General features: G+C 66.4%; 16 protein-coding genes. 8 read left to right on the top strand and 8 right to left on the bottom strand.

Annotated elements, in window-relative coordinates:
- On the top strand, nt 1-426 hold a 426-nt coding region (locus Q1J79_RS08450), incomplete at its 5' end, for a fumarylacetoacetate hydrolase family protein (RefSeq protein WP_300299188.1).
- A gap of 106 nt (nt 427-532) precedes the next feature.
- Here Q1J79_RS08450 and Q1J79_RS08455 read toward each other — a convergent pair.
- Nucleotides 533-988, bottom strand: a complete 456-nt coding sequence (locus Q1J79_RS08455) for a (2Fe-2S)-binding protein (protein ID WP_300299190.1) — start codon at nt 986-988, stop codon at nt 533-535.
- A gap of 104 nt (nt 989-1092) precedes the next feature.
- Here Q1J79_RS08455 and Q1J79_RS08460 point away from each other — a divergent pair, with 104 nt between their 5' ends.
- Nucleotides 1093-2121, top strand: coding sequence for an NAD(P)-dependent alcohol dehydrogenase (locus tag Q1J79_RS08460; RefSeq protein ID WP_300299192.1), 1029 nt, complete (start codon nt 1093-1095; stop codon nt 2119-2121).
- Here Q1J79_RS08460 and Q1J79_RS08465 read toward each other — a convergent pair whose 3' ends face one another.
- Nucleotides 2122-3012, bottom strand: coding sequence for a LysR family transcriptional regulator (locus Q1J79_RS08465; RefSeq protein ID WP_300299194.1), 891 nt, complete (start codon nt 3010-3012; stop codon nt 2122-2124).
- Between the two features lie 383 nt (nt 3013-3395).
- Here Q1J79_RS08465 and Q1J79_RS08470 point away from each other — a divergent pair, with 383 nt between their 5' ends.
- The gene (locus Q1J79_RS08470; protein ID WP_300299196.1) at nt 3396-3878 is read left to right on the top strand and encodes a hypothetical protein; all 483 of its coding nucleotides are present in this window, start codon (nt 3396-3398) and stop codon (nt 3876-3878) included.
- Between the two features lie 134 nt (nt 3879-4012).
- Here Q1J79_RS08470 and Q1J79_RS08475 read toward each other — a convergent pair whose 3' ends face one another.
- Both Q1J79_RS08475 and Q1J79_RS08480 read right to left on the bottom strand, forming a co-directional pair.
- A complete protein-coding gene (locus Q1J79_RS08475) occupies nt 4013-4432 on the bottom strand; it encodes a nuclear transport factor 2 family protein (RefSeq protein WP_300299198.1) in 420 nt (139 codons plus the stop codon).
- Entirely contained in the window at nt 4429-5034 is a 606-nt protein-coding gene (locus tag Q1J79_RS08480; protein WP_300299200.1) for a hypothetical protein, read from the bottom strand. The genes Q1J79_RS08475 and Q1J79_RS08480 overlap by 4 nt, the downstream gene beginning before the upstream one ends.
- Before the next feature lie 89 nt (nt 5035-5123).
- On the opposite strand from Q1J79_RS08480, the gene Q1J79_RS08485 reads away from it, so the two are divergent.
- Nucleotides 5124-6050 (top strand): LysR family transcriptional regulator, encoded by a 927-nt coding sequence (locus Q1J79_RS08485; RefSeq protein ID WP_300299202.1) that lies wholly within the window; start codon nt 5124-5126, stop codon nt 6048-6050.
- Between the two features lie 8 nt (nt 6051-6058).
- Here the strand turns inward: Q1J79_RS08485 and amt are convergent, their stop codons facing one another.
- On the bottom strand, nt 6059-8209 hold the full coding sequence (gene amt / locus Q1J79_RS08490; RefSeq protein ID WP_367182974.1) for an ammonium transporter: 2151 nt from the start codon (nt 8207-8209) through the stop codon (nt 6059-6061).
- A 179-nt stretch (nt 8210-8388) separates the two neighbouring features.
- On the opposite strand from amt, the gene Q1J79_RS08495 reads away from it, so the two are divergent.
- Genes Q1J79_RS08495 through Q1J79_RS08510 form a run of 4 tightly spaced genes read left to right on the top strand, consistent with a single transcriptional unit; the run spans nt 8389 to nt 10632 of the window.
- On the top strand, nt 8389-9327 hold the full coding sequence (locus tag Q1J79_RS08495; RefSeq protein WP_300299204.1) for a co-chaperone YbbN: 939 nt from the start codon (nt 8389-8391) through the stop codon (nt 9325-9327).
- On the top strand, nt 9324-10007 hold the full coding sequence (locus tag Q1J79_RS08500; RefSeq protein WP_300299206.1) for an LON peptidase substrate-binding domain-containing protein: 684 nt from the start codon (nt 9324-9326) through the stop codon (nt 10005-10007). The genes Q1J79_RS08495 and Q1J79_RS08500 overlap by 4 nt, the downstream gene beginning before the upstream one ends.
- A gap of 11 nt (nt 10008-10018) precedes the next feature.
- On the top strand, nt 10019-10231 hold the full coding sequence (locus Q1J79_RS08505) for a Trm112 family protein (protein ID WP_300299208.1): 213 nt from the start codon (nt 10019-10021) through the stop codon (nt 10229-10231).
- Between the two features lie 8 nt (nt 10232-10239).
- The gene (locus tag Q1J79_RS08510) at nt 10240-10632 is read left to right on the top strand and encodes a gamma-butyrobetaine hydroxylase-like domain-containing protein (protein ID WP_367182975.1); all 393 of its coding nucleotides are present in this window, start codon (nt 10240-10242) and stop codon (nt 10630-10632) included.
- 36 nt (nt 10633-10668) lie between these two features.
- Here Q1J79_RS08510 and Q1J79_RS08515 read toward each other — a convergent pair whose 3' ends face one another.
- The 3 genes from Q1J79_RS08515 to Q1J79_RS08525 all read right to left on the bottom strand — a co-directional run.
- Nucleotides 10669-10842 carry a hypothetical protein gene (locus Q1J79_RS08515; RefSeq protein ID WP_300299210.1) on the bottom strand — a complete coding sequence of 58 codons (174 nt, stop codon included), beginning with the start codon at nt 10840-10842 and terminating at the stop codon, nt 10669-10671.
- Nucleotides 10839-12005 carry a PepSY domain-containing protein gene (locus Q1J79_RS08520; protein ID WP_300299212.1) on the bottom strand — a complete coding sequence of 389 codons (1167 nt, stop codon included), beginning with the start codon at nt 12003-12005 and terminating at the stop codon, nt 10839-10841. The genes Q1J79_RS08515 and Q1J79_RS08520 overlap by 4 nt, the downstream gene beginning before the upstream one ends.
- Before the next feature lie 90 nt (nt 12006-12095).
- A partial coding sequence (locus Q1J79_RS08525; protein WP_300299214.1) for an FAD-dependent monooxygenase occupies nt 12096-12605 on the bottom strand: 510 nt, incomplete at its 5' end.

Here is a 12605-nt window from a genome sequence, read left to right on the forward strand (position 1 = left end):
CCGACGCTGGTGGATGTGCTGCGCGCGGTGGGCTATGCCGTGCCGGCCATCGAGGTGGTGGGCTGCCGCATCGCGAATCTGGATGCCAAACCCTTCGACCTGCTGGCCGACAATGCCGGCGGCGGCGCCTTCGTGCTGGGCAATCCGGCGCGCAAATTGGACGGCCTCGACCTGCGGCGCTTGGGCATGAGCATGAGCGTGAACGGCGCGCCGGTGACACAGGGCAAGGGCGACATGGTCTATGGCAACCCGCTGCATGCGCTGGCCTGGCTGGCGGCCAGGCTGGCCGCCGACGAGATGCCGCTGCAGGCCGGCGACGTGATCATGACCGGCACCTTCTTCGCCATGCTGCCGGCCAAACCCGGCGACCATGTGGAGATCGTGGCCGAAGGCCTGGGCCGCTGCGAGGTCAGTTTCGCGGCGTAGGCGCAATCGGTCTTTTCGTCATGCCCGGGCTCGACCCGGGCATCCACGTTGAACCGAAATAGAAAATCGTGGATGGCCGGGCCAAGCCCGGCCATGACGGCTATATCTATCCCTTCGCCAGTTCGGCTGCCCGGTGAATGGCGGCGCGGATGGCGGGATAGGTGCCGCAGCGGCAGATATTGGTCATCGCCGCGTCGATATCGGCGTCCGTTGGCTCCGGTGTTTCATTCAGCAACGCCACGGCGGCCAGGATCTGGCCCGACTGGCAATAGCCGCATTGCGGTACGTCGAGTTCGGCCCAGGCACGCTGCACGGCGTGCGAGGCATCGGGCGACAGGCCCTCGATGGTGACGATCTTGCCCTCGCCCACGGCCGAGAGCGGATAGGAACACGAGCGCACCGGCTGGCCGTCGATCAGCACGGTGCAGGCGCCGCAGGCGGCGATGCCGCAGCCGTATTTCGTGCCGGTGAGGTTCAGCATGTCGCGCAGCACCCAGAGCAGCGGCATGTCGTCTTCCGCCAGCACGTCGAGATTCAAGCCATTGACCAAAAGCGTCGGCATGGGGCGCGGCCTCCTGTAGCGATCTCGCGTTGATCCTAACACAGACTGGACGGGCCGGAATGCCTGCCGCACAATCGCGGCCGGGATAAAACCGGGAGGATTGCATGCGCGTCATCGAACTGCGCGGGTTCAGCGTCGACCAGCTTACCCTTGCGGAACGCCCCTGGCCGGAGCCGGGCACGGACCTGCAGCCCGGCGACGTGCTGGTGGCGGTGAAGGCCTGTTCGCTGAATTTCCGCGACTGGCTGATGGCGCAGGGCAGCTATAACCCGCGCCAGAAGCTGCCACTGATCCCGGTTTCCGACGGCGCCGGCGAGGTGGTGGCGGTGGGCCCCGGCGTGACGACCTTCAAACCCGGCGACCGCGTGCTGGGGCATTTTTTTCCCGCCTGGCTGGCCGGCGAACCCAGCGTGGAGAAATTCAGCGTCTCGATGGGCGGGCCGTATGACGGCTGGCTGTGCGAGCAGCGCATCTTTCCCGCCAACGCGCTGGCGAAAATCCCCGATCACCTGAGCTATGCCGAGGCCGCCGCCCTGCCCTGCGCCGCGCTCACGGCCTGGAGCGCCATCGTCACAATGGGCCGCGTGCAGCCGGGCGAACGCGTGCTGATCCAGGGCACCGGCGGCGTGGCGCTGTTCGCGCTGCAATTCGCCAAACTCTGTGGCGCGGAAGTGATCGTCACGTCCTCAAGCGACGCCAAGCTGGAAATGGCGAAAAAACTCGGCGCCGATCACGGCATCAACTACAAGGCCAATCCCGACTGGGGCAAGGCGGCGCGCGCCATGACCAATGGTGCCGGCCTGGACCATATCGTGGAACTGGGCGGCGCCGGCACGCTGATGCAATCGATCCGCGCCATCCGGCCTGGCGGCGTGATCAGCATGATCGGCGTGCTGTCAGGCCCCAGCAACGACCTGCATATCCCGCTGGTGGTGATGCAGCAGATCCGGTTGCAGGGCGTGACCGTGGGCAGCAAGGAAGGCCTGGACGCCATGCTGCGCGCCATGGCCGTGGCAAAAACCAAGCCGGTGATCGACAGCCATTTCGAATTTTCAGAACCCGGCGTGCGCGACGCCTATCGCCATATGGGCAAGGGCGCGGCGTTTGGGAAGATTGTGATCGGCCTGACCTGATCACACTCCCGCCAGCGACAGCCGCGTCGCGATGAAATCGATCAGGCGGCGCAGGCGCAAAGGCATCGTGCCGGGCAGCCAGACCAGATGCACGGGCGTCAGCGTCGGCTCAAAGCCCGGCAGCAGTACTTCCACCTGGCCGGCATCGAGCAGGGGGCGGATCTGGTAAAGCGGCGCAAGGCCGATGCCCAATCCTTCCACCACGGCGGCGATGCGCGCCGGCGCGGAATCCGAGCGGAAGCGGCCCTTCACCGGAATCTCGACCTCGGCCGCGCCCTCGCCGAATCGCCAGGTATCGGTGCTGTGATGCGTCAATCGCGCCACGCAATCATGCTGCTTCAGATCAGCCGGCGTGGTTGGCCGGCCATGGGCGGCGAGATAGCGCGGCGATGCGAACACCACGCGGCGGATCAGGCCCAGGCGTTTCGCCTTCAGCGATGAATCGGAGAGTTGCCCGAACTGCACCGAGAGATCGAAATTCTCGGCCAGCAGATCGACGTAGCGATCGTCCAGCGAGAGATCGATCTCGACGCCCGGATGGCGCTCCATGAAAGCGGCCATGATCGGCAGCACATAGGCCACGCCGAAACGCGAGGAGGCCGCCACGCGGATGCGGCCCGAGATCAACGCGCCTTCCTCGGCCACGGCCGCGCGGGCGGAGTCGAGATCGGCGAGGATGCCTTTCAGGCGGCGATGGAAATCCTCGCCCGCCTGGGTGGGGCGGCAGCGCCGGGTGGTGCGCGCCACCAGTTCGACGCCGAGCTGGTCTTCCAGCATCTGCAGCGAACGGCTGACCGCCTGCAGCGAACGGCCGAGCTGGGCGGCGGCGGCGGTGAGGCTGCCGCGCTCGACGATGGCCACGAAGGCCCGGTAATCCTCGATCTCAGACATGGGTCCTTGGCCTACATTCTCCCAATAATCGGGATAATATATCAAATCAGAGGCTTATTTTCACGGAAATCGACGGAGCGCAATCTGCGGGCAGCTTTTTTCGGATCGCCCCATGGACCTAACGCTGCCTCGCCTATCCCTGCCCCGATTCCTTCTGCCCCTCCTGCATTGGCGCCCTCGGCGGGCCGGGCCGGAGCCCGATGGCCCCGCGCCCGCATCCCTGCATGGCGATCTTGGGCTCGCGCCGCCTGCCGGCGTCCCGCCGCATGCCGGGGCGCTGCGTCATGTCGTCGAGGCGCGGATCGGGCTGCTGTAAAAAACGCTGCCGGCTGGCGCGGGCTGGGGCATGATGGTCGCAGCCCCACCCGGACCAAAGCAACCTCATGTTCCTCGACCTGCCGAGCTATACCGCTTTCCACACCATCCTGAGCCTGATCGCCATCGTCGCCGGCATCGTCGCGGTGGCGGGCCTGTTCGGGCGCGAGCGCCAGCCGGTCTGGAATACGCTGTTCCTGACCAGCGCGGCGCTGACCAGCATCACCGGCTTCGGCTTTCCCTATCTGCGGCTGATGCCCGCCCATGTGATCGGCGTGCTGTCGATCATCGTGCTGGCGGTGGCGGCGCTGGCGCGCTATCGCTTCCAGCTTCGTGGCCCGTGGCGGCGCATCTATGGGGTCAGCGCCGTGACGGGGCTGTATTTCCTGGTTTTCGTGCTGATCGCCCAGGCCTTTCTGAAGGTGGCGGCCCTGAACGCCCTGGCGCCGACGCAGTCGGAGCCGCCCTTCGCGGTGGCGCAGGGCATCACCTTCGTGCTGTTCGTCGCGCTGGGCATCGCGGTCGCGCGGCGGCGGCCGGCAGGGCCATAACCACCGCGCATGCCTTCGACTGGAAAACGCCGTTCGATGCGCAGGGCGCGGCTTAAGGCCGGCATCGACCGCGAAACCGTGCGGCGGCTGACCGCGATCAACCTGGAACGGCAGACGGCGCTGGCCTGACCGGATTAAACCCGGATGGCCGGCCCGGGCGGCCCCAGCACGCGGTCGATCAGCGCGGTATCGGCATATTCGGTGAGCTCAACCACCTTGCCGTCGCGCATCCGGCAGACCAGGCAATAGCGGTTGCGATAGGGCTGGCCGTCATTGGTAACGGCATCGCCCCGCGCCTCGACCGCCACCATGTCGCCCTCGGCGATGAAGCGCTCGGCCCGCACGCGGTTGGGCTGGCTGAACCGCGCGCGCAGCGGCCCGAGCAGGTCGCGCAGGATCGCCGCCTTGCCCTCGAAGCGTTTCGACCAGGCGGTGTCGCCCAGCGTGATCCAGACGGCATCCTCGGCCAGGATGTCGACGAAGGCGCGTCCTTCGCCTTGCGCCGTGCGGGCGAAAGCCTGCTGCAGGATCTGCTTGTTGGCGGCGGCGCTCATGCGGCGGCTCCCTGCGCCGCTTTGGCCATGGGAAAGGGCCGGCAGAGACCGGGCTCGGGCGGCAGGCGCAGGCCGTTGGCCAGATAGGCCACCGTGCGGTAATAGCCGGCCAGCAGCAGGGCCTCGAGCATGGCGCCCTCGCTGAAGGCGGCGCGCAATTCGCCCCATAATCCATCGGCGATGTCGCAGCGGGCATGCAACTCGTCGGCCAGGCGGATCAGCAGGCGGTCCTCATCATTCGTCCAGCACGGATCCTCCGCGTTGCCGTAGACGGTGGAAAACATCTGGTCATCGCTCAGGCCCGCCTGCCGGCTGAAGAAATGCGCGCGCAGCCCCCATTCATACTGGCAGCGGGCATTGGCGGTGACGCGATGCAGCAGCACCTCGCGCTGGCGCAGGCTCAGCTTCGCGTCGGGGCGGTAGGCCGGCGCGCCGCGCAGGAAGCGCACCAGCAGATCGGGGTCCTGCGCCAGCACGGTGAACACCGTGAATGGCGGATTCCAGTCGGCCGGCAGTCGCGCCAGCGCCGCCTGCACGTCTGGGGCATAGGGCGGGGCAACCGGTTCGATGCGCGGGGGCGGCATGCGGGATTGATTGGTCATGGCGGGTGGTCTCCTTGTCATCCGCGGCCATGATGCGGTCGCCAATACCATTCTTCCAATCGATGCTTGGCATGATATATATTCATGTCATGAATTTAGCGGCCCTCGACCTCAACCTGCTGGTGGCGCTGGACGCCCTGCTGAGCGATGCCAGCGTCAGCCGGGCGGCCACGCGCATCGGCCTGTCGCAGCCGGCGATGAGCCATGCCCTGCGCCGCCTGCGCGAGATCCTGGACGATCCGCTGCTGGTGCGGGTGGGGCCACGCATGGAGCTGACGCCACGGGCGCAGGGCCTGCGCGCGCCGCTGAAACAGACGCTGGAGCAGGTGCGCGGGTTGTTCGTCGCCGATGGTTTCGACCCGGCCACCAGCCAGCGCCGCTTTGCATTGATGATCCCCGACCATGTGGTGAACCTGGTGCTGGCGCCGCTGATGGCGCGCATGACCGAGGAAGCGCCCGGCGTGCGGCTGGACGTGACGCCGTGGCGCGGCGCCGCGTTGCGCGCGGAGGATTTTCCGCGCCATGTCGACCTGGTGATCAACTGCCACCCGGATGCCTTTCCCGGCTTCCACCGCCAGCGCCTGTTCGGCGATAGCGACAGCCTGGCGGTACGGCGTGGCCATCCGCAGGCGGCGAAGCTCAGGCGGATGGAGGTGTTCCTCAAGGCGCGCCATGTGGCGGTGATCGGCCGCGGCCTCGCCGAGGATCCGATCGATACCTGGCTGCTGGCGCGTGGCATCCATCGCCGCATCGCGCTCAGCGTGCCGAGTTACCTGCAGGCGCTGCATACCGTGGCGCGCAGCGACCTGGTTGCCTTCGTGCCGGGCCGGCTGATCGGCAGCCTGAGCGACCAGCTTGGACTGGTAAGCGCGACGCCGCCGGTCCAGCCCGATGGCGACGAGGAATTCCTGTTCTGGCCGACCCGCAACCAGAACGATCCGGGCTCGACCTGGCTGCGCCGCCACATGCTGGCGGTGGGCCGCGACCTGGACCGGCAGAAGAAACGCGCCGCCTAATCGGCCGCCTAGTCCGCCGCCGCGCTGACCCGCACCACGCGGCGGCGCGGAAAGCGCACCGTCACGGTGGTGCCGTCGCCTTCGCGGCTGGCGATGGTGATGGTGCCGCCATGCAGGCGGATCAGCGCCTGCACCATCGGCAGGCCCAGCCCGGTGCCGCCATAGGATTTGTTCAGGTGGTCGTGCAACTGCACGAAGGGCTCGAGCGCGCGCGGCACGTCTTCCTTCTTCATGCCGATGCCGGTATCCGAGACGGCAATCGCCAGCCGGCCGTCTTCCTCCTGCCGCACGCTTAAGGCCACCTGGCCGCCCGGCGGGGTGAATTTCACCGCATTGCCCAGCAGGTTGAGCAGGATCTGGCGCAGGGCGCGCTCGTCGGCCATCAGCTCGGGCAGGGCCTCGGCGTAATCGGAATACAATTTCACGTCGCCGGCGGCGGCGCGTTCGCGCATCATGCGCAAAGCCGCCTCGCATTGCTCGGCCACGTCCAGCTCGGCATCATGCAGCATCACCTGACCGGCCTCGATGCGGGTGTGATCCAGCAGGTCGTTGACCAGACTGAGCAGATGGCGGCCACTGGCCAGGATGTCGCTGGCATATTCGCGATAGCGCTGGTCGCCAAGCGGCCCGAACAATTCGCCGGTGAGGATTTCGGAAAAACCGATCACGGCATTGAGCGGCGTGCGCAGCTCGTGGCTCATGTTGCCGAGGAAGGCGGATTTGGCATTGCTGGCTTCCTCGGCCGCCGCCTTGGCGCGCTTCAGGTCCTCGATGGCGCGGCGCAAGGCTTCGGCGTCGCGGGTGACGCGGGCGATCACGCGGTTGTACTGCAGCGCGATGGGTTCGACCTCGGAGCCGCCCGCGACGCGCACCGGCTGGTCGAAGCGGCCTTCGCGGCGGTGGCGCTCCATGTCGTTGACCAGGTCGAGCATGGCCGAGCCGGCACCGTGCTCGGCCTGGTTCAGCCCGACCATCTCGGCCTCGGTCGAGACGCGCAGCGGGAAGATACGGTTGATGGCGCGCAGCAGGATGAAGGTGACGCCGAAGCCGTAGAGGCCGGCGGCCAGGCAGCCCAGCGCCTGGATGCCGAGCTGGGTCATGCGGTCATGCGGCAGGCCCGTCGCGGTGGCCGGCCAGCCGGCGGGATCGCCGAACAGGGCCACCGCCAGCGTGCCCCAGATGCCGGCGGCCAGATGCACCGGCACGGCGCCGACGGCATCGTCCAGCTTCAGCCGCTCCATGACTTCCGCCGCCGCCATCGCCACCAGGCCGCCAACGGCGCCGATGATCACCGCGCTCAAACCCGACGTGTTGTGGCAATTGGCAGTGATGGCGACCAGGCCGGCGAGCGTGCCATTGAGGAAATCCTCGACCCGGATGCGGTTATAGACCACCTGCGAGACGAGCAGCCCGGTGACACCGCCGGCGCAGCCGCCCAATGTGGTGTTGATCAGGATGCCCGGCACGGTTTCGTTCAGGGCCAACGTGCTGCCGCCATTGAAGCCGAACCAGCCGAACCACAGCAGCATGGTGCCAAGCGTCGACATCACCAGATCATGGCCACGGATGCTGGGCAGGCCGGGCAGGAAGCGGCCGGCGCGCGGACCGATGATCAGCACGGCGGCCAGCGAAACCCAGCCGCCAATCGAATGCACCACGCTGGAACCGGCGAAATCGATGAAGCCCAGCGCGGCCAGCCAGCCGGGCGCGCCGCCGAACTGGCCAGTATTCCAGGCCCAGTGGGCATAAACCGGGTAAATCAGGCCCGAGATCACGATGGTGATGCCGATATAGCTGCCGAAGCCGACCCGCTCGGCGATGGCGCCGGAGACGATGGTGGCGGCGGTGCCGCAGAACATCAGCTGGAACAGGAAGAAGCTGCCCGAGAAGAGGCTGGTGGATATGTCGCCGCGGCCGTCGAAGAACCAGTGGGTCAGGCCGAACAGCCCGGCCTCGCCATTGCCGAAGGCCAGCGCAAAGCCAAAGGCCCAGAACAGCAAGGCGGCGATGCAGAAATCGGCCAGGTTCTTCAACGCTACGTTGATGCTGTTCTTGGCCCGCACATAGCCGCTCTCAAGGCAGCAGAAGCCGGCTTGCATGACAAAAATCATACAAGTCGCGACCAGCATCCAGGCAATGTCGATCCGGTCCGGGGTCATGCGCCTGCAATGCGTAGCAAGAGACGTACCATGGCAAATTGCCGAGTCGCGCGCTTGCCGCAGCCGGCCGGCTGCCTATATTTTCGGCATGCCTGTCGGCATTTGCGGCGGCCGGCTGTTGGCTTTTCACTGCCGCGCCATTATCTCTGAGCCAACCGAGCCCTTTCCTTCAGATTGCGATGACCGCCGCCATGGACCTCATGCCCAATCCCACCACCGGTTCCGCCGCTTCTGCTGGCGCCGACCTGATCAAGGATTCCGATATCACCACCTTCATGCAGGATGTGGTGCAGGCCTCGATGACCGTGCCCGTGCTGGTGGATTTCTGGGCGCCCTGGTGCGGCCCCTGCAAGACGCTCGGGCCGATGCTGGAAAAGATCGTCAAGGCCGCCAACGGCAAGCTGCGCCTGGTGAAGGTCAACGTGGATGATCCGAAAAACCAGCCGCTGGCCCAGCAGCTGCGCATCCAGTCGATCCCGGCCGTCTACGCCTTTTCCAAGGGCCAGCCGGTGGACGGCTTCGTTGGCGCCCTGCCGGAAAGCCAGCTGAAGAAATTCGTCGAGGGCCTGGCCGGCGGCGCGGTGGAAGACACGGCCGCGCAGGCGATCGAGGCCGGCAAGGCCGCCCTGGCGGCGCAGGACTGGGCGGAAGCCGCGCAGGCCTTCTCCACCGCCCTGGGCACCGAGCCGGAAAATCCGGCCGCCCTGGGTGGTCTGGCCCGCGCCCTGATCGGCATGGGCGAAATCGAGGAAGCCAAGGAAGTGCTGGCCCAGGTGCCCGAGGCGCAGAAGGACCATGCCGACGTGCATGCCGCCCGCTCGGTGCTGCAGCTGCATGAGGAGGGCTCGCATGCCGCGCACCAGCTCAAGCCGCTGGAAGCCGCCGTCGCCGCCAACCCGAACGACCATCAGGCGCGCTACGACTACGCGCTGGCGCTGCATGGCGCCAACCGGCCGCAGGACGCCGTCGACCAGCTGCTCGACATCGTCAAACGCGACCGCAAATGGAACGAGGAAGCCGCGCGCAAGCAGCTGGTGAAGATGTTCGAGGCGCTGGGGCCGATGGACCCGATCACCGTCGACGCGCGCCGCCGGCTGTCCTCCATCCTGTTCGCATGAGCGACGCACCCGCGCCAGAACCGGTGCTGGGTTCCGTCGTCGAGCTCAGCGGCACCATCCCGATCTTCCCGCTGACCGGCGTGCTGCTGCTGCCGCGCGGCCTGCTGCCGCTCAACATCTTCGAGCCGCGCTACCTGGCGATGACGCGCGACGCCATCCAAGGCAGCAAGCTGATCGGCATGATCCAGCCGACCGAGGCCGAAAGCCGCCACAAGCGCCAGGATGTCTATCACATCGGCTGCGTCGGGCAGATCGTCTCGGCAGCCGAAACCGATGATGGCCGTATCCTGATCACTCTGCGCGGCCTGTGCCGCTTCGGGATTGGCCGCGAACTGGAGGATACCGGCACGCTCTATCGCCAGGTGGAGGCCGATTACGCGCCCTATGCCGATGACATGACGCCGGCGCCTGACGGGCAATGCGACCGCACGCGGCTGCTCAACGCCCTGCGCGGCTATTGCGAGCGGCACAATCTGCCGGCCGACTGGGATTCGATCAATGCGGCCAGCGACGACCTGCTGGTGCATTCGCTGGCCATGATCTGCCCGTTCACGCCCGGCGAGAAACAGGCTTTGCTGGAAGCCCAGGATTTCCCGGCCCGCGCCACCATGCTGACCACCCTGCTGGAAATGGCCCTGCTGGAAATGACCGGCCCGAGGCGCGGCACCGTATTGAACTGAAGGAGATGACGATGAGCGATGCGCAGAATCCGGCCCCGGTCGATCCCAAGCTGCTCGAACTGCTGGTCTGCCCCGTCACCAAGGGCCCGCTAACCTATGACCGCGCCCGCAACGAGCTGGTCAGCGATAAAGCCGGCCTGGCTTTCCCGATCCGCGACGGCATCCCGATCATGCTGGTCGACGAGGCGCGCCAGATCGACGACCGCCCGCCCCACGCCCAGTAAGTAAAAGCGTGAATCCCAACTCACCCTACCAGCAGGCCGGGCGGCCGGCCTGCACCGACCTGCGCTACATCTCGGCGGAGAAGCGGCTGGAAGTCGTCTTTGCCGATGGCAAGAGTTTTGCGTTCACGTCGGAATTCCTGCGCATCGAAAGCCCCTCGGCGGAGGTGCAGGGCCATGGCGCCGGCCAGAAGACCCTGGTGCCCGGCCGCCGCCATGTCGGCATCATCGGCATCGAGCCGGTCGGCACCTATGCCGTGCGCCTGAAATTCGACGATCTGCACGATACTGGCCTCTACAGCTGGGAATGGTTCTACGACCGCGGCCACGATCAGGACGCCCTCTGGGCCGATTACCTGAAGCGGCTGGAGGAACGGGGCCTCAGCCGCGAACCGCAGCGGTGAAGAGAAACACGCGCCGCGAACCGCGGTGCTCCTGACCTACCGCGCCGGTTTCAGCCAGCACCAGGCCATCAGCAGCACCAGCAGACCCAGTGTCAGCCACGACAGCAGGTCGCCGAGGCCATCGGCGACCAGCGCCGAGACCAAGCCGATCGCACTGAAGATGCCGAGCAGGATCGGCATGCCCCATAGATGCAGGAATGGGCTTTTCATTCCGCGCTTCCCAGAGCCGGCGCGATCGCCGCCTCGCGCTCCAGCTCAGCGATGCGCTGCTCGACCGGATTGCTGCGCCGGCGCGCCAGCCACAGATACAGCCCGCTGCCCAGTACGATGATGGTGACGACATCCAGCAGCGCCCAGATCACCTGCAGCGGGAATCCGCCGTAATCGCCGAAATGCAACGGCTGCGACACCAGCAGGGTGGCAGCATACCAGGGCAGCTTGCGCGTGTCGGTGAGTTCGGCGGTGACGGCATCGACCAGCACAGGCTGCAACAGCCGGCTGGTCAGTGGCGTGTCGCCGCGCATGAACACCGCATAATGATGCGGGCTGGAGAAATTGGTGCCGGGAAAAGCGACGAAGCGCGGCGTGGAGCCCGGCACGGCACGATGCGCGGTCTCGACGGCAGCCTGCAGCGACCCCAGGCCTTGCGGCACCGGCTGGCCGGCATAGGGCGCCACCATGGCGGCGAGTTGGTCATGCTGCCAGTATTTGAAGATCAGGTCGGCCCAGGTGTTGATCACGCCGGTACCGCCCACCACCAGGGCCCAGACCAGCGTGACGATACCCAACATGTTGTGCAGATCGAGCCATTTGATGCGGGTCGAGCGCTGTTTGCGCACGGTGCCGAAATCCAGCTTGCGCATCAGCGGACCATAGACGGCGACGCCGGTGACGATGGCGACCACGAACAATAGCCCCATGAAGCCGAGGAACAGCATGCCCGGCAGGCCGGCGAACAGGTCGACATGCAGGCGGAACATCACCCGCATGAAATCGAGCTGGTCGGAGGAATCAGCTTTCAGGATCTGGGCGGTGCGCGCATCCAGGGCGAGGAAATGGAAATCCGTGGTTTCGGTCGGCGACTTGGCGGTGGTGACGAAAACCAGTTCCGCTTCATCCGGGTCCCAGGAAACGAATAGCGGTTTTTCGTCGGGCCTGGCCTGCTGCGCCGTCGCGACAACAGAATCCAGCGAGGTCAGCGGCGTGCCGGCCGGCAGGGCCGGAGCCTCGATGGCATCTCCCAGCAGATGCTCGATCTCATGATGGAAAATCAACGGCAGGCCGGTGATGCAGAGCAGCAGCATGAAAGCCGTGCAGATCAGGCTGGTCCATTTATGGGTCAGATACCAGATCTTGAAGGTTTTCACGCTCATGGACGGCTCCGGATGGCAGAAGACAGGACTTCCCCATCTAAGGACGTTCCAGCGCCCGGAAACCGTACCGGAATTTGCGTTTTTTTGCGTTCAGCCCAGTTTTTCGCCGCGCAGCAAGCGGGGCAGTTGCCCCACATCGCCCATGGCATGGCGCATGAACAGTTTTTTCAGCGGCGCGATGCGCTCCACCACCCCCAGCCCCAGATCGCGGGCGATGCGGATCGGCGCGATGTCGTTGGAGAACAGCCGGGTCAGGCCGTCGGTGACCGCCGAGAGCACCACGTTGTCGAACCGGCGCCAGCGCTCATAGCGATCCAGCACGTCGATACGGCCGATATCGAGGCCGAGCCGTTTCGCCTCCACCAGCGCCTCTGTCAGGGCGGCGATGTCGCGCAGGCCGAGATTGAGGCCCTGGCCGGCGATGGGATGGATGCCGTGGGCGGCATCGCCAATCAACACCAGACGATGATCGGTATACCGCTGAGCCAGCAGGAAGGTGAGCGGATAGGACCAGCGCGGCCCCAGAATGCGCGTCGCGCCGTAACCATCGCCGAAACGCTGGCGCATCTCGGCGGCGAAATCTCCATCGTTCAGCGCCAT

The sequence above is a fragment of the Ferrovibrio sp. genome (genome assembly GCF_029255545.1).
In the GTDB taxonomy this organism is placed as follows: domain Bacteria; phylum Pseudomonadota; class Alphaproteobacteria; order Ferrovibrionales; family Ferrovibrionaceae; genus Ferrovibrio.

Excerpts from the sequence above, each read along its gene's own strand:
- Q1J79_RS08455 (WP_300299190.1), bottom strand. The coding sequence starts at position 988 with ATGCCGACGCTTTTGGTCAATGGCTTGAATCTCGACGTGCTGGCGGAA.
- Q1J79_RS08460 (WP_300299192.1), top strand. The coding sequence starts at position 1,093 with ATGCGCGTCATCGAACTGCGCGGGTTCAGCGTCGACCAGCTTACCCTT.
- Q1J79_RS08465 (WP_300299194.1), bottom strand. The coding sequence starts at position 3,012 with ATGTCTGAGATCGAGGATTACCGGGCCTTCGTGGCCATCGTCGAGCGC.
- Q1J79_RS08470 (WP_300299196.1), top strand. The coding sequence starts at position 3,396 with ATGTTCCTCGACCTGCCGAGCTATACCGCTTTCCACACCATCCTGAGC.
- Q1J79_RS08475 (WP_300299198.1), bottom strand. The coding sequence starts at position 4,432 with ATGAGCGCCGCCGCCAACAAGCAGATCCTGCAGCAGGCTTTCGCCCGC.
- Q1J79_RS08480 (WP_300299200.1), bottom strand. The coding sequence starts at position 5,034 with ATGACCAATCAATCCCGCATGCCGCCCCCGCGCATCGAACCGGTTGCC.
- Q1J79_RS08485 (WP_300299202.1), top strand. The coding sequence starts at position 5,124 with ATGAATTTAGCGGCCCTCGACCTCAACCTGCTGGTGGCGCTGGACGCC.
- amt (WP_367182974.1), bottom strand. The coding sequence starts at position 8,209 with ATGACCCCGGACCGGATCGACATTGCCTGGATGCTGGTCGCGACTTGT.
- Q1J79_RS08495 (WP_300299204.1), top strand. The coding sequence starts at position 8,389 with ATGACCGCCGCCATGGACCTCATGCCCAATCCCACCACCGGTTCCGCC.
- Q1J79_RS08500 (WP_300299206.1), top strand. The coding sequence starts at position 9,324 with ATGAGCGACGCACCCGCGCCAGAACCGGTGCTGGGTTCCGTCGTCGAG.
- Q1J79_RS08505 (WP_300299208.1), top strand. The coding sequence starts at position 10,019 with ATGAGCGATGCGCAGAATCCGGCCCCGGTCGATCCCAAGCTGCTCGAA.
- Q1J79_RS08515 (WP_300299210.1), bottom strand. The coding sequence starts at position 10,842 with ATGAAAAGCCCATTCCTGCATCTATGGGGCATGCCGATCCTGCTCGGC.
- Q1J79_RS08520 (WP_300299212.1), bottom strand. The coding sequence starts at position 12,005 with ATGAGCGTGAAAACCTTCAAGATCTGGTATCTGACCCATAAATGGACC.